This is a genomic window from Winogradskyella sediminis (genome assembly GCF_003387355.1).
Lineage (GTDB): Bacteria > Bacteroidota > Bacteroidia > Flavobacteriales > Flavobacteriaceae > Winogradskyella > Winogradskyella sediminis.
In genome coordinates, this window is the sequence record NZ_QUNH01000004.1 from 146120 (window position 1) to 161667 (window position 15548).

Consider the following 15548-nt stretch of genomic DNA (forward strand, 5'->3'; position numbering starts at 1 on the left):
TGTAACAAGATCTTTACTAAGTTTTTTAGGCTATCTCCTTCAGTTTTTCGAAAGCAAAAAAAGTAAATTATAGTTGTTATTTGCAGTTTAACATTTTGAAACAGAAAGTTTTAGTGGCTTTTTTGTATCTTAGTAAGCGTTATAATGTTCCTTAAATCTTATTGTTATGGAAAAATCTCACACGCTAAAACGTTTCATGAGTACTTTATTATTTATGGTATTTGTGTTATTTTCTTTAAATGCTCAGACGGATTTTAAAGTATACCAAGGTAAAGTTATTGACGGTAAAACTAATAAAATATTAGAGGCCGCAAGTCTTAGTATTAATAATACTAACATTAGTACAATTACCAATTCTGAAGGTTATTTTACCTTAAAAGTTCCTAACAATAAGTTAGATTCTAAAGTGTTGGTTTCTTTTTTAGGGTATAATACCTATGTGGTGCCTTTATCAGAATTAAACACGGAAAAAACTATTATTGAATTATTCGAAGCTGTAACAGAACTGTCTGCTGTAAATATTTCTTCGTACCAAAATGCTGAAAGTCTTGTAAGAAAAGTATTTAGCGATAAAAGCGTTAATGTTGGGGATGAGTCTGTTTTTATGACGGCTTTTTACAGAGAAACCATTAAACGCAGACATAGAAATGTATCCTTAACAGAGGCTGTAGTTAATATTTTAAAACAACCGAATTCCTCTAAACAACGAGATGCTATTCAGCTAGGTAAAGCGAGAAAAAGTACGGACTATAAGCGTTTAGATACTGTTTCTGTGAAATTGCAAGGTGGTCCGTTTTCAACGATGTATTTAGATATAATGAAATATCCAGAATATATTTTTACAGACGAAAGTATTAGTAGTTATAATTTTAGTTTTAATAAGCCGTCAACTATAAATAACAGAACTGTATTTGTTGTTGATTTTACTCCAAAGGGTAATCAGCTCGCAGTGAATTATAAAGGGAAACTTTTTATTGATGTACAATCATTAGCGTTAGTCAGCGCTAATTACTTTTTAGATGTTAGTAATATGAGTAAAACTAAAAATCTTTTAGTCAAAAGAAAACCGAGCGATGTTGTCGTTTACCCTTTAGAGGCAATTTATAAAGTAGATTATAAAGAAAAAGGGGATAAGTGGTATTATAGTTATTCTAACTTAAGCTTAACTTTTAAAGTGAATAAAAAGCGTCAGCTCTTTAATAAGGTGTATACTTTGTCTAGCGAAATGGCAGTAACGGATTGGGAGGTGAATACTACTGACAAGAAAATTAAAAACAAAGATAAACTTAGACCTTCTATAATTATTACAGATGCTATTTCTGGTTTTTCAGATCCTAATTTTTGGGGAAAATATAATTTAATAGAACCCGATAAGTCTATTGAATCAGCTATAAATAAAATTAAGAAAAACATAGAGAAACAAAAAGATAAAGCGAAAACAGCTAACGGCTAAAAATATCTCTTTGAAATGTAAAAAAGTCTTGAATCTATTTCGAGGCTTTTTCTGTAATTAGAAATTCAATCTAAAGCTTAAGTTGGGAGTCAATTTTAAGGATCTGTTATCTATCTGTGTTATGTCGCCTTCAGTATTTAGTGTGTAATAGCGGTTTATAATATTGGTTTGGTTAAAAATGTTCCAGATAGAGGCTCCGATTTCAGCTTGTATTCCTTTTGAAGCTTGAAATTTATAAATCGCGGACATATCTGTTCTAAAATAATCGCTAAGACGAGAACTATTGGGTGCATTGTAAGCTATGGTGGTAATCGTGTTGTCTTGCATATCTAAAGGAGCTGTAAAAGGTCTGCCTGAGTGCCAATTAAGTCCTATACCAATTTTAAAATTGTTACGATTATAGGTTAAAGAAGCATTAGCCGCATGCCTTAAATCAATTGAGTTAGGAAACGCGTTACTATTATTAATTTCATTAAAATTATAGTCGTTTTTACTATACGTGTAACTAAGCCATGTGCTAAAATCACTAAAGCGCTTGTGAATAAGAAAATCTACACCTTTAACCGTGTAATGACCAATATCATTTATAAACTGAAATTGATTTTGAAATCCTTGACTACGTGCTGTGATATGATGAACACCCTTATAGTATCCTTCAACCGAAATGAGTAAGTTGTTTTGGTTATAACTGAGGCCTAAAGAGGTTTGTTCACTTTTAATTAACGGAACGTCTTTACCGTTAGCTAGTTGCCATCTTCGTTTTTCGATACCAAAAAAATCTTGTTGTAAATCTATAATTTGAGTAATTGATTGACTTTTTAATTCGCCAATAGCTTCTAATCTAAAATAATCGAGAAATTTATAATTTAGAGTAACACGTGGTTCTATTAAAAATTCAGATAATTTACCAAAATAACTGACTCTAGAGCCCAAACGAATATAGGTGTCGCGAGAAGAAGAGTACCATTCTATTTCACCAAATAAGGCATGTGTTCTTATAATTTCTTTTACCAAACTTGTGTAATTTGGGTTGGTTACATGTTCAAAATTGGTGACACCAACTTCATTAAATTGATACCCTCCATTAAATTTTAAGTCTTTACTTATGGTGTTAGATACGTCTAACCGCAAACCAAAATCTTCCACTTTATTTTCTTGTGTGAATAATTGATTCTGGGTAATATTATTATTTTGTGCATCTAAATCGTAGATTGAAGAATAGATTTGTGCCGATAGTTTGGTGTCGTTATGTAACTGTTTTATGTAAGTAACACTTGCTCCATAACTCATTTGATCTAGATCACTTTTAGTCTCTTGAAAATTGTTGTCTACGGTAGTAAAAATTTGATCAAAATTCAAATTATTAGATATGTTCATTACGTTAATTCGCAATTTAGAAGTACGGTCTATATCATATAAAAATTTAACATTAAAATCATAAAATAAAAAGCGTTCGTCTTGGGCTAAAAGTGTATTCATTTGAGAAGCCGCATTGAGTTCAGAGTCTTTAAAAATCCGTTCAAAATAAGCATCATACGTTTCAGACACTAGAATGTCTGTATAAGAACGCCTTGCAGATAGCTGTAACTCTGTTTTTTTTGATAATGGTATTTTGGCAAAGGCATCTACACTCAGCATGTTGCCGCCTATTCCAGCCGAAATATTATTGTCTAGCTTATCACCATTTTTTATGGCAATTGTACTAGAAACTGCATTACCATATTTAGCACTTGTACCGTTTTTTGAAACAGTAATGTTTTCTGATAAATGCGGATTAAAAGCCGAAATTAATCCGAAAAAATGACCTGATTGATACATTCTTATGCCTTCGTATAATATTAAGTTTTGGTCGTTAGTACCACCTCTAACATTAATATTTGAGATGCGTTCGTCAACACTCATAATTCCAGGTAGATTCTGTACAATTTGTAGCACGTCTGGTTCAATTAATCCAGGTAGAATGTCAAACGCTTTGGTGTCTGCTTTTATGGTTCCATTGTTTGTTTTAGAAATACCTTTGGTAAGATAATTAGTGATAACCACTTCTTCTAATTGTTGAATTTCGCTTTGGCTTTTATCGGTCTCCTTCGGTGTTATGGCAATAAATCGGTCGCTTAGCATTTTAAAATTAAAATCCGTTGTTCGATTTAATTGAGCTAAGACCTGTTGAATAGAAAGGTCTTTAGACAGAGGTTTAATTGAAATGCCTTCAATGATTTTAGTTTCAAACGAAAATATAACATGGTGTTTTTTTTCCAATGCTTGAAGAATTTCAGTAAGCGGTTGTACTGCTTTTTGCTGCTGACTATACGCAAGGTTGCAAAAGGCAATTGCTATAAAGTAAAAAATGAAACTAAGTAATTTTTTATTCACGCTTTAATAATATAGATTCTTCAGATATGCTGTAGCTTAAATTTAATGGTATTGTGACAGACTTTAATGCTAAATCTAAATTATTATGTGTAAAACTTCCTGTATATAAACGCGAAAGATCAACGTTTTCGGTAGTTAAAGTTCTATTATATTGGTTTTCCAACTCTTTAATAACATATTTCAGAGGTACACTTGTAAAGCTACTTTCGCCATTCAGCCATTGTGGTTGCACAGCGTTTTCTTTTTCAGTTGCAAGTAGTTTCCCATCAATAATCTTAAAACTATGGCCTGGTTTTAATTTGGTTGTTTTGTTATTATAAGTGACAGCAACTAGTCCTTCATAGCACGTTACTTCAAAATAAGATTGGCGTTGTTTTACATTAAATTGTGTGCCTAGTACACTTACAATACCGTCTGCTGTTATAACATCAAACTTTTTACCTTTTGCCACTTTAAAAAAAGCTTCCCCTTGCAGTTCTACTGCTCTTGTTTTATTCCAGTGGCTTTCATTAAACGTTACAGTAGAGTTGGCGTTAAGGTTAACCATAGAATTATCTGGTAACGCAATTGTTGTTTGTTCTGCGATTTCTGTGTCTATGGTGGTATCTAAAGAGGTGGTGTAATAATAAATGCTAAACCCTATAGCTAATACTGCTGCAATTCTAAGTAAAGGTTTTAGCCATTGCTGAGGTTGTGAAACTCTAGGTTTAAGTTTTGTTTTAACTTCTTGATAGCTTTGGGTACTAGAAAATTTTGGAGCTTTAAAATCTCTTAAAGCGCTGTCCATTTTCATTAATTCATTATAATCGTCTAACTGTTCAAAAGCAATTTGCTCTTCAGTGTTAAGATTATGATCTAACCATTTTTTTATAAGTTCTTCTCGCTTCATAATGTGATTTCAAGTATATAACAGCTTATCATTAAAAACTCCTACTTCTAACATTTATTAAAGTTCATCAATATCTTCTCGTAACTTTTTTAAGGCTCCATAGATGCGTTTTTCTACTCCTTTTACAGAGATATCTAATAGTTCTGCAATTTCTTTAAATCGTTTGCCTTCAACTCTATTCATTAAAAAAGCAACACGTTGGGCTTCGGTTAATTTGCTGAGTGCTACTTGTAATTTTTGATGATACTCTTTTTCCTCTAAAAGAAATTCTGGGGTTTCGTTAGTAGATGTTTTTAGAGGTTGCTTATGGTGTTTCAGTACCACTTTCTGATGCGCATAAGCATTAAGCATTAAATTGTTTGCTGTGGTAAATAAATAGCTCTTTGCTTTATTTGGCGCGACTTTACTGCAGTTTTGCCATAATTTAATAAAGGCTTCTTGTACTTTGTCTTGCGGATTTAATTGATCTCCGTATTTATAATATAAAAAATCATGCAGATTTTTAGCATGCTTTTTATAAAAGCGCTCAAATAATTGCGATTCACAGATATTATCTTGTAAGGGTTTACTCATGGTTCTTAATAGGCTCACAAATTATAAATAATATTTTAGATTATTGGGTAGGAATTATAGAAGCCTAACTGTTTTATAATAAATGGAAAAGCATAACGCTATGAAAATCAAGTTAAAATATTTATTTGTTTACCTCCTTTTTGCCCTATTTTACTTTACGTCTTGCCAAGAAGAGATTACTGATATTGAAAATCCTAATGATCAAGAAACCATTATTTCTAATTCTAATTTGGCAATTCTATTGAGTAGAACTACTGCAAATTTTGGTGCGGCTGATGATATCTTAGATGGTGCAAGTTGTTTTTCCGTAGAACTACCAGTGACTGTAGAGGTGAGTGATATTACCATGATTATAGAAACACCATCTGATTTACAACAATTAGAAAACTTGTATAACGAGTCGTCTATGGACGATGATTTTTTAGATTTTATATTTCCAATCACCATAGTATTTAGTGATTACAGTCAAATTGTAATTGAAAATGAAGATGAACTGCAAGATTTTGTGAGCGATTGTGAAACAGAGGACGCTGACGCTATTGCTTGTGTAGATATAGTATATCCTATTTCTTTTTCAGTTTTTAATGCCGATTTTAACCTTATTGATACCATAGTTATTGAAAGTGATGAGGCTTTACACGGATTTTTAGATAATTTAGAAGATGATGAGAATGTGGTTGTGGTGAGTTTAAATTTTCCAGTAAATTTACAATATAGCAACGGAGATAGTATTGAGGTCAATAGCAATGAAGAATTAGCGGATGCTATTGAATTGGCTGGTGATGATTGTTCTATTGATGATTGTTCAGAAGCTTCTTTAGTATCAAGTTTAGAGGCATGTCCTTGGGAAATTACAACTTACTCAAGCTTACCCGAATTTATTGGAATGGATCTCGTGTTTTATTCCGACAATACCTTCGCTTTTTATCAAGATGGGAATACTTATAATTTTGTGAGTTATTGGTCGCTTATTACTACAGAAAACGGATTATATCTTAATCTAGAAACAGATTTTGAAGATTTTAATGGTGAATGGCACGTGGTAGAATGTGCTAACGCTATTTTACAATTAACCAAGGAAGGGCAAACTATGGTGATTAACCAAGAATGCGAAGATGATTTGGGTTGCTCGCTTACTGATATTAGTAGCATTTTGCAAGAGTGTCCTTGGGATTTTAGTAATGGTAGCGGTAATTTTGAGACAAATCAAATGATTTTTAATGCCAATGGTGATGTTCAAATTTCAGAAGGAATGGCTGCTTCAGCAATTGGAGGATCTTGGGATTTATCTGCAACAGATGCTGGTATTTGGTTAACATTTGCTGAATTAACGGCTTTTCAGGAAAGCCTCCATGGAGACTGGTTAATTGTTGAATGTGATACAGATCGAATCGTTTTACATAAAGACGATCAAACTTTAGTCCTAGAACAAAATTGTAATACCGATCTTTTTAGTTGTTTTGAAAACACACAACTTATAGCGTGCGGAATTGATGGTTTTGCCACTTTTAATTTAACAGAAGCCAATGCCGAATGTGGTCCAGATTTAGCGATTTATGGAATTTATTATTATGAATCGGAAAGCGATTTGCAAAGTAATATCAACCGTATCTATACTCCAGAAAGTTATAGTAATATGTATAACCCAACGGTAATTTATGCTGCGATAATAAATATTTACGATGAAGCGATAGTACATATGTTTACAATCGATTTAATTGTTGAGAACTGTAATTATTTTGCGTGCTTTGAAAGTGTCGATGCGGTTTTAGAGCTTTGTGATGAAGGAACAGATGGTTTGTATGAATTTGATCTTTCAATAGCATTTGCAGATTGTACACCAACTGCAGATCTTGTGACTTATCATGAAACTCTAGCTGACGCAGATTCGGGTTCTAATATCATTGTAAATCCTGCTTCTTATAGTGTAGCAGATGTGTCCTCAACAATTTATGCAAGAGTTGAAATTGAAAATCAAGTTGACATTTTTCCTATTCAATTAAATGTTATGACCTGTAACGCTGGCAATTGTTCAGAAGCAGATGTCGATGGAATATTAATAGCCTGTGAGTGGAATATAACGAGCTATAACGGTAGCGATAACTTAAGTCATTATAATTTTCATTTCGAATATAATTCAGGTATAGTCGTAATCTATACTGATTCCATTACCATTGACGCAACGTGGAATACATCACAAACAAGTGATGGAGTCATCATTGATTTTTCTAATGTAACTGGGCCAAATATCCAAGCTGTAAACGGAAGCTGGTTAGTAGTAGAGTGTACTGCAAACCAATTGATCTTACATAATGTAAATGACAGTAGTTTAGAAATTGTTCTAGATAATAACTGTGAATAAATCCACTAGAAGTTAGTAATTTTAGTAAGTTAGGTTGTTGAAAAGAGTCATTTGTCATGAGTGACTCTTTTTATTTTTAACCTCATGGATAGTCTCAAAACATTAAAATATAATATAGAGGATGTGTTAGAATTTTTCTTCTATTGTAGTGCATTCTTTGGGCATTATTATGCTATAAGGTATTAACTAAAAACTAATTCTTAAACCCATTCATAATTCTCTCATAAATTATTAAATTTGCAGCTTATTAAAATATTGTGGATTGCAAACCGCAGCCTGCAAACAGAAGACTATAAAACATGTTCAATAATTTAAGTGATAAGTTAGATAAAGCGTTACACGTATTAAAAGGTCATGGTAGCATTACAGAAGTAAATGTTGCAGAAACTTTAAAAGAAGTAAGACGTGCGCTTTTAGATGCCGATGTTAACTTTAAAATTGCGAAAGAATTTACCGTTCGTGTAAAAGAAAAAGCGCTTGGTCAAAATGTATTAACAACATTACAACCAGGTCAATTAATGGTTAAAATCGTTAAAGACGAATTAACTGAACTCATGGGAGGTGATGCAGAAGGTTTAAACCTTTCTGGTACTCCAAGTGTTATTTTAATGTCTGGTTTACAGGGGTCTGGTAAAACGACCTTTTCTGGTAAATTGGCCAATTATTTAAAAAACAAAAAAACTAAGAAACCGTTATTAGTTGCATGTGATGTTTATCGTCCGGCTGCGATTGATCAATTACATGTTGTAGGAGATCAAATAGGGGTAGAAGTATATAGTGATAAAGGAAATACTGATCCTGTAGCTATTTCGCAAGCCGGTATTGCTCACGCTAAGGCAAACGGTCATAATGTGGTGATTATTGATACTGCAGGTCGTTTGGCTGTAGATGAAGCGATGATGACGGAAATTTCTAATATTCATAAAGCCATTCAGCCACAAGAAACCTTATTTGTGGTTGATTCTATGACAGGTCAAGATGCTGTAAATACAGCAAAGGCCTTTAATGATATTTTAAATTTTGACGGTGTAATCCTTACCAAATTGGATGGTGACACACGAGGTGGTGCAGCCATATCTATTAAGTCTGTAGTAGATAAACCAATTAAATTTATTGGTACTGGAGAAAAGATGGAAGCCATAGATGTATTCTATCCGTCGCGTATGGCAGATCGTATTCTTGGAATGGGTGATGTGGTCTCTTTAGTAGAACGTGCACAAGAGCAGTTTGATGAAGAGGAGGCGAGAAAATTACAGAAAAAGATTGCTAAAAATCAGTTTGGCTTTGATGATTTCTTGAAACAGATTCAACAAATCAAGAAGATGGGTAACATGAAAGATTTAGTGGGCATGATTCCTGGAGCAGGAAAAATGATGAAAGATATAGATATTGATGATGATGCCTTTAAAGGGATTGAAGCCATTATTCATTCTATGACTCCAGAAGAACGCTCTAACCCTTCTGTTATAAACGCTAGTCGTAAAAAACGAATTGGTAAAGGTTCTGGGACTTCTGTTCAAGAAGTGAATCAGTTGTTAAAGCAGTTTACTCAAATGAGTAAAATGATGAAAATGATGCAAGGTGGAGGCGGAAAACGCATGATGCAGATGATGAAAAACATGCCTAAATAAAGTATTTAATCAGTTTTTATAAAATAATATTAAAAATAGAGCTTTGCGCCATAGCGTCTTTGCCTGAAAACAATAACCAAAAGCATGACAATTCTAGACGGAAAAAAAGTAAGTAACGACATTAAAAACGAGATCAAAGCCGAAGTTGATAAGATGAAGGCTAATGATGAAAAAGTACCACATTTAGCTGCAGTTATTGTTGGTAATGATGGTGCAAGTTTAACCTATGTTGGTAGTAAGGTAAGAGCTTGCGAACGTGTGGGGTTTGAGTCTACGATGGTGCGTTTGTCAAATACAACTAGTGAAGTTGAATTATTAGATAAAATTGATGAATTAAATAATAACGATGATATCGATGGCTTTATAATTCAGTTACCATTACCACCACAAATTAATACTCAAAAAGTATTAATGGCAGTAAATCCAGAAAAGGATGTAGATGGTTTCCATCCTATGAACTTTGGAAAAATGTCGTTAGATATGTCTACTTTTATTCCTGCTACACCGTTCGGTATTCTTGAATTATTAGACCGCTACGAAGTTGAAACTAAAGGAAAACACACTGTGGTAATTGGTCGTTCTCATATTGTTGGTCGACCTATGAGTATTTTAATGGGGAGAAAAGGGTTTCCAGGAAATTCTACGGTAACCTTAACACATAGTCACACAAAGAATATTACTCAAATTACATCGCAAGCAGACATTATTATTTCGGCATTAGGAGTCCCTAAATTCTTAAAAGCTGAAATGGTAAAAGATGATGTGGTGATCATCGATGTTGGTATTACAAGAGTGCCAGATGATTCTGAAAAAGGCTATTATATTACTGGTGATGTTGATTTTGAAAATGTGAGCAAAAAAGCAAGTTATATAACACCAGTTCCTGGTGGAGTAGGTCCTATGACTATTGCTATGTTGTTAAAAAACACCTTATTGGCAAGAGAGCAACACAGAAAAAATCGCAGATAATTTTTAATGGTGACACTAATGCTATACATCGTACTTTCAAAAGTAACGGTTGGTAGTTTTCAACATGTGTTTCCAATAGTACTAGCATTTGTATTTATATTATTTCTAATAAATTATTCAAGGAAGAATTTTAACAGTCTTCAAAAACAAAGAGCTGTTCATTATTTAGGATGGTTTGTTTCGGTTACTTTGGTAAGTTTTCATTTGTATCGAATTCTGTTCGATAACTATAATTTTAAAACTGATTTGCCACTTTACCTCTGTAGTTTAATGGCACTGCTCATACCCATTTTTACGTATTATCGTAAATATGTGATGTTCGAGATTCTAGTATTTTGGATCATTGGTGGAACGTTACAAGGTGTTTTAACTCCTGATATAAGTGTAGGTTTTCCTAGTTTTGATTACTTTAGATATTGGGTGGTGCATTTAGGCTTGTTGGCTATCATTTTCTATTTCATATTTGAATTAAAAATGAGGCCAACCTTAAAAAGTGTTTTCAAATCCTTTTTGGCACTTCAGGCATATGTGCTACTCATGATGTTTCTAAACAATCTTTTAGATGCCAATTATTTTTATTTAAATGAAAAGCCTCAGTCGGCTTCACTATTAGACTATTTTGGGGAATGGCCTTATTATATTGTTGTAGGGCAACTGATTATAATTCCGATGTTTATATTAATCTACTTGCCTTTTTTTATTGCGCATAAACGCGGTAAATTACTTTGCAAATAATTGGCTCATATCTTTAAAAGCCTTGAATTCTAATGCGTTTCCTGAAGGGTCTTTAAAAAACATTGTTGCTTGTTCTCCGACTTGTCCTTCAAAACGAATATAAGGAGCAATGATAAAATCAATGTTTTTAGATTTCAATAATTCTGAAAATTGATGAAAGGCTTCCCATTCTAAAACAACACCAAAATGTGGCACTGGTACGGCTTTCCCGTCTACATGGTTGGCATAACTGTTGTTTTCACTTTCCTCTTTATAATGAATTACCAATTGATGACCAAAGAAATTGTAATCTACCCAGTGGTCACTGCTGCGTCCTTCTTCAAATTGCAACAAATTGGTGTAAAAGTTTCTACAAGCCTTTAAATTATGAACAGGAATAGCGAGGTGAAAAGGAGTTAAATCCATAATTAACGTCTGTTTTTTCTAGGTGTATGGTTTGCGCTTGCCTCAAAAGTTTTTGTAGAATTACTGATTAAATCATTGAGTGTTTTAAATTCGGCTTCTGATAATTCTCTATATTTTCCTACAGGGATATCAAGGTTTATATTCATTATACGAATTCGTTTTAAGGTTTGCACGTCGTAATTACAATACTCACACATTCTTCGAATCTGTCTATTTAAGCCTTGGGTTAAAATAATACTAAATGTAAATTTGTCAATCTTCTTCACTTTACATTTGTTGGTATGCTTTCCTAATTCTTCTAAATAAATTCCACCAGCCATGCGCTCAATAAAAGTTTGAGAAATCGGTTGGTCCACAGTAACTATGTATTCTTTTTCATGGTTGTTACTTGCTCGTAAAATCTTATTAACGATATCTCCATCGTCCGTAAGTAAAATTAGGCCTTCACTGGGTTTGTCTAACCTTCCAATAGGAAAAATGCGCTTAGGATAATTAATGTAATCAATAATATTATCCTTTTCAACTCGTGTATCTGTGGTGCATACAATACCAACAGGTTTGTTAAAAGCGAGATAAACAAAGTTTTGTTTGCGTTCCCCAATTATTTCGCCATCGACTTTAACAACATCTCCAGGTGCGACTTTAGTTCCCATTTCTGGTATAGCATCATTAATAGTGACTCTTCCAGCTTCAATTAAGCGGTCTGCTGCTCTTCTGGAGCAATAACCTGCTTCGCTGAGGTATTTGTTTAGGCGTTTTAAATCTTCTGACATGTTGTAAAAATACAATAAAGATTAGTTATTTATAAATTCAATAATCTTTGGAGTGAGCGACGGGTCTTTTAAACCATGTCCATATCCTGTCGTTGTTATAAATTCGGAGTTCTTATAGCGATTGGCTATGAGTTGTCCATCTTCATATGGAATAATTCTGTCCTTTTTATCATGAATCACTAACCCTTTTGCTTCAATAGATGTGGTGAAATTAGCGACAGAAAAATAAGAAACGGGTTGTCCAAAACGTTCAATAATAATATTATCTAATCCTTTTGATATTTTTTTATTGAATCCCATCATGGATTTGTACCGTTCAAAAACACCTGTAAAATGCGCAGGTGCTCCCAGTAAAACCATTTTGTTTAAGGAAGGTAATTGATATTTGTGCATATAAAATACAGAGGACATGCCGCCTACAGAATGTCCAATTAAAACATCTGGCTGAAACTTATTAGCAACAATATTTATAAATTCTGAATATAAAATAGCATTAAATTGTTTTCCATCTGATCGCCCGTGAGCAGGTGCGTCTAAAGCTACGATATTGTAACCTTGTGACTTTAAGTCTTTAAGTATATAAGCCCAACGTGATGTGTTGCTCTCCCATCCATGAGCGAGTAAAACTGTTTTGCCTTTACCTACCCAACGATAGGTGGCAATATTCATATTGTTATATTTTATTTCTTCATAAAATGCAGAATCAATAATGCGTTTTTGCTCATCGTTATACCTCCCTTTTCTAGGAGATGCAAAGAGATTTATGGCTTTTTTAGCCGCATATTTAGACGAAATAATGCTGGTAGCGTTAAGTGCACTACCAATAGATTTAATGACCAAACTACTCATGCTTATTCTTCTTCTCTATTAACAGCCTCAATTGAAAATGCCGGTAAACAAATGGCTAAATATTCACAAGGCTCAGTAAAAGGGTTAGAATACTGTAAGCGTGTGTTTTTTTTAACTTTTATAGATTGTCCTGCTTCCAGAACGATAGTGTCACCATCTATAATAAATTGTTTTTTTCCTTTTATAATAAAGGTGTATTCATCAAACTCTGGTGTTTGAAATGGTTCTGACCAACCAGCGGGTGCAACCATATGAGCAATACTAATATTGGAGTTTCCGTCTGTTGCATTTCCAAAGTGTTCTTTTATAATTTTACCATCTTCTGTTGGAACTACAAAAGGTGAATTTTGAATGGTGTATTTTTTATTTTTTTTCATATGAATTAGTCTACCAGTGAATCATAAAATATTTAATTTTCGCTTTTTCTGGAATTTGAATAGGATCAATTTCCATACTCATATTAAAGCGCATACTCGCAGGTAATTCTTTTTTGTCAATAGTAAAAGAGGCGTTGATCTCATTAACTGTTACCATAATTACGTCAATAAGATTATTAACTTTCGAAATTTTATAAGCTGATTGTATATCCTTAAAGGTACTTAAGTTTGATATGTTTTTTGCTGTGATATATCTTGGATCAATAATGTTTATACTAGAAATTACTGAAGTAGAGTCTAAGGCTTCTTTAGGTGTTAAATCGAGTAGTTTTTCACCTCCTTTTTCATAAATTTCAATGGTATTTACAGAACCTATAAATTCGTCTCCGGCAATGTATCTTACAATAGAATCATTACTGTAAATAGAATCTAGTTGTTTTACCTGCGTAGAATCTGTTAATAAACCAATACGGTTTTTAGATATTTTAAATGGATTAGGTGAATTGTCGTTACTGCAACTGGTTATTAATAAAGCACATACAAGTGCTGATAATACGTTTTTCATATAAGATTTTAGATGTTATTTATTTAATCATTTTACTAATAATACCCAACACTCCTCTAATAACGGTAGCGCTAGTGAGGACTTTAACAATTGGATTCATTCTGTTACTTTTTGTAGAGCTAGAACGTGTTTGGCGTTTAGTTTGTGCACGTTTAATTGCTTCTTTTTCTTCTAATGCTTTTTGTTTAGCCTCTTCTGCTTCAGCTTTTTTAATTTTATCATTAAGCATTTCGTAGGCACTCTCACGATCGATTTCTTTATTATATTTTCTTGCGAGCTTAGACTGCGCTAATAAACTGCCAAGTTCGGCTTCTGTGAGAATATCCATTCTACTCATCGGTGCGCGCAACATAGTTGCAGCTAATGGTGTGGGCTTTCCTTTTTCATCTAATGCAGAAACCAGTGCTTCTCCAATACCTAATGAGGTTAAGACTTCTGCAGTATCATAGTAAACGGTGTCTGGATAATTTTGAGCGGTTAATTTTATGGCTTTTCTATCTTTTGCAGTAAAGGCTCTTAATGCATGTTGAACTTTTAAACCTAATTGCCCCAAAACAGCCTCAGGGACATCAGTGGGATTTTGAGTTACAAAATATAACCCGACTCCCTTACTGCGTATTAATTTTACAATGCTTTCAATCTGATCTAATAAAGCATCCGAAGCTTGATTAAAAATTAAATGCGCTTCATCAATAAACATTATAAGTTCTGGGCGCCCACTGTCACCTTGCTCTGGAAATGTAGAATAGATTTCAGCTAATAAACTCAACATAAACGTTGAGAATAATTTAGGTTTATCTTGAATATCAGTTAATCTAATAATATTAATAAACCCACGACCATTCTCGTCGATTCGAAGTAAATCTTGCGTATCAAAAGACGTTTCCCCAAAAAAGAGGTCTCCACCTTGTTGTTCTATTTCTATAATTTTTCTTAAAATAGCTCCTGTAGATGCAGTTGAAATTCTGCCGTAAGCATCCTGAAACTCTTTTTTGCCCTCGTTAGTGGCATATTGTAAAATTTTCTTGAAATCTTTGAGATCTAATAATGGTAATTGATGATCGTCACAATATTTAAATATTACAGAAATGATTCCAGCTTGGGTTTCTGTAACATCTAATATTCTTGAAATTAAAACGGGACCAAATTCACTTACAGTAGCCCTTAACCGTACTCCGTCTTGTTCAGATAAAGTCATAAGCTCAACAGGAAATGCTTTAGGTTCAAAAGGTAAACCAATTTGTGCATGGCGTTCATCAATTTTTTCATGACCAGGACTCGGTTTCGCGAGGCCACTAAGATCTCCTTTAATATCCATAAGTAAAACAGGAACACCTTTTTCTGATAAGTTCTCAGCTAAAACTTGTAGCGTTTTAGTTTTTCCGGTACCCGTTGCGCCTGCAATTAGACCGTGTCTATTCATGGTTTTCAAGGGAACGTTAACAAAAGTGTTCGTCATGGTTTTGCCATCTAACATTGCAGAACCTAAGGTGATATAGTCTCCTTTAAACGCGTTTCCGTCGTTGATATCCTTTACAAAAGCTTCAGAGTTTTTCATTAGTCAGAAAATTTGGATAAAAATAATGTAATTTTC

General features: G+C 33.3%; 14 protein-coding genes. 5 read left to right on the forward strand and 9 right to left on the reverse strand.

Annotated elements, in window-relative coordinates; all coding sequences use genetic code 11:
• Positions 1–166: 166 nt before the first annotated feature.
• Positions 167–1453: a carboxypeptidase-like regulatory domain-containing protein gene (locus C8N41_RS15370; protein WP_115839910.1), complete on the forward strand. Its 1287-nt coding sequence runs from the start codon at positions 167–169 to the stop codon at positions 1451–1453.
• 57 nt (positions 1454–1510) lie between these two features.
• Here C8N41_RS15370 and C8N41_RS15375 read toward each other — a convergent pair whose 3' ends face one another.
• Genes C8N41_RS15375 through C8N41_RS15385 form a run of 3 tightly spaced genes read right to left on the reverse strand, consistent with a single transcriptional unit; the run spans position 1511 to position 5288 of the window.
• On the reverse strand, positions 1511–3826 hold the full coding sequence (locus C8N41_RS15375) for a TonB-dependent receptor domain-containing protein (RefSeq protein ID WP_115839911.1): 2316 nt from the start codon (positions 3824–3826) through the stop codon (positions 1511–1513).
• Complete coding sequence (locus C8N41_RS15380) at positions 3819–4715, reverse strand: FecR family protein (protein WP_170137140.1); 897 nt, start codon at positions 4713–4715, stop codon at positions 3819–3821. Before C8N41_RS15380 ends, C8N41_RS15375 begins: the two co-directional genes overlap by 8 nt.
• A 57-nt stretch (positions 4716–4772) precedes the next feature.
• Entirely contained in the window at positions 4773–5288 is a 516-nt protein-coding gene (locus C8N41_RS15385) for an RNA polymerase sigma factor (protein WP_115839913.1), read from the reverse strand.
• A gap of 100 nt (positions 5289–5388) precedes the next feature.
• On the opposite strand from C8N41_RS15385, the gene C8N41_RS15390 reads away from it, so the two are divergent.
• From C8N41_RS15390 to C8N41_RS15405, 4 genes are all read left to right on the forward strand, one after another.
• Positions 5389–7650, forward strand: coding sequence for a hypothetical protein (locus C8N41_RS15390; RefSeq protein ID WP_147298971.1), 2262 nt, complete (start codon positions 5389–5391; stop codon positions 7648–7650).
• A gap of 299 nt (positions 7651–7949) precedes the next feature.
• Complete coding sequence (gene ffh, locus C8N41_RS15395; protein WP_092446847.1) at positions 7950–9281, forward strand: signal recognition particle protein; 1332 nt, start codon at positions 7950–7952, stop codon at positions 9279–9281.
• Positions 9282–9365: 84 nt separating this feature from the next.
• The gene (locus C8N41_RS15400; RefSeq protein ID WP_092446848.1) at positions 9366–10250 is read left to right on the forward strand and encodes a bifunctional 5,10-methylenetetrahydrofolate dehydrogenase/5,10-methenyltetrahydrofolate cyclohydrolase; all 885 of its coding nucleotides are present in this window, start codon (positions 9366–9368) and stop codon (positions 10248–10250) included.
• A gap of 18 nt (positions 10251–10268) precedes the next feature.
• A complete protein-coding gene (locus C8N41_RS15405; RefSeq protein ID WP_249033288.1) occupies positions 10269–10985 on the forward strand; it encodes a YwaF family protein in 717 nt (238 codons plus the stop codon).
• Here the strand turns inward: C8N41_RS15405 and C8N41_RS15410 are convergent.
• From C8N41_RS15410 to C8N41_RS15435, 6 genes are read right to left on the reverse strand one after another with little or no spacing between them, the layout of a single operon-like run.
• A complete protein-coding gene (locus C8N41_RS15410) occupies positions 10971–11390 on the reverse strand; it encodes a VOC family protein (RefSeq protein WP_394331431.1) in 420 nt (139 codons plus the stop codon). The two genes, C8N41_RS15405 and C8N41_RS15410, sit on opposite strands and share 15 nt — an antisense overlap.
• Positions 11391–11392: 2 nt before the next feature.
• Positions 11393–12163, reverse strand: coding sequence for a 23S rRNA pseudouridine(2604) synthase RluF (rluF, locus tag C8N41_RS15415; protein ID WP_115839916.1), 771 nt, complete (start codon positions 12161–12163; stop codon positions 11393–11395).
• 21 nt (positions 12164–12184) lie between these two features.
• Positions 12185–13012 (reverse strand): alpha/beta hydrolase, encoded by an 828-nt coding sequence (locus C8N41_RS15420; RefSeq protein ID WP_115839917.1) that lies wholly within the window; start codon positions 13010–13012, stop codon positions 12185–12187.
• A 2-nt stretch (positions 13013–13014) separates the two neighbouring features.
• Complete coding sequence (locus tag C8N41_RS15425) at positions 13015–13389, reverse strand: cupin domain-containing protein (protein WP_115839918.1); 375 nt, start codon at positions 13387–13389, stop codon at positions 13015–13017.
• A 10-nt stretch (positions 13390–13399) separates the two neighbouring features.
• Positions 13400–13954: a hypothetical protein gene (locus C8N41_RS15430; RefSeq protein WP_115839919.1), complete on the reverse strand. Its 555-nt coding sequence runs from the start codon at positions 13952–13954 to the stop codon at positions 13400–13402.
• Between the two features lie 19 nt (positions 13955–13973).
• Positions 13974–15512, reverse strand: a complete 1539-nt coding sequence (locus tag C8N41_RS15435; RefSeq protein ID WP_115839920.1) for a helicase HerA-like domain-containing protein — start codon at positions 15510–15512, stop codon at positions 13974–13976.
• Positions 15513–15548 lie beyond the last annotated feature (36 nt).

Excerpts from the sequence above, each read along its gene's own strand:
- C8N41_RS15430 (WP_115839919.1), bottom strand. The coding sequence starts at position 13,954 with ATGAAAAACGTATTATCAGCACTTGTATGTGCTTTATTAATAACCAGT.
- C8N41_RS15435 (WP_115839920.1), bottom strand. The coding sequence starts at position 15,512 with ATGAAAAACTCTGAAGCTTTTGTAAAGGATATCAACGACGGAAACGCG.
- rluF (WP_115839916.1), bottom strand. The coding sequence starts at position 12,163 with ATGTCAGAAGATTTAAAACGCCTAAACAAATACCTCAGCGAAGCAGGT.
- C8N41_RS15400 (WP_092446848.1), top strand. The coding sequence starts at position 9,366 with ATGACAATTCTAGACGGAAAAAAAGTAAGTAACGACATTAAAAACGAG.
- C8N41_RS15410 (WP_394331431.1), bottom strand. The coding sequence starts at position 11,390 with ATGGATTTAACTCCTTTTCACCTCGCTATTCCTGTTCATAATTTAAAG.
- C8N41_RS15390 (WP_147298971.1), top strand. The coding sequence starts at position 5,389 with ATGAAAATCAAGTTAAAATATTTATTTGTTTACCTCCTTTTTGCCCTA.
- C8N41_RS15425 (WP_115839918.1), bottom strand. The coding sequence starts at position 13,389 with ATGAAAAAAAATAAAAAATACACCATTCAAAATTCACCTTTTGTAGTT.
- C8N41_RS15385 (WP_115839913.1), bottom strand. The coding sequence starts at position 5,288 with ATGAGTAAACCCTTACAAGATAATATCTGTGAATCGCAATTATTTGAG.
- C8N41_RS15420 (WP_115839917.1), bottom strand. The coding sequence starts at position 13,012 with ATGAGTAGTTTGGTCATTAAATCTATTGGTAGTGCACTTAACGCTACC.
- C8N41_RS15405 (WP_249033288.1), top strand. The coding sequence starts at position 10,269 with ATGCTATACATCGTACTTTCAAAAGTAACGGTTGGTAGTTTTCAACAT.
- C8N41_RS15380 (WP_170137140.1), bottom strand. The coding sequence starts at position 4,715 with ATGAAGCGAGAAGAACTTATAAAAAAATGGTTAGATCATAATCTTAAC.
- C8N41_RS15370 (WP_115839910.1), top strand. The coding sequence starts at position 167 with ATGGAAAAATCTCACACGCTAAAACGTTTCATGAGTACTTTATTATTT.
- ffh (WP_092446847.1), top strand. The coding sequence starts at position 7,950 with ATGTTCAATAATTTAAGTGATAAGTTAGATAAAGCGTTACACGTATTA.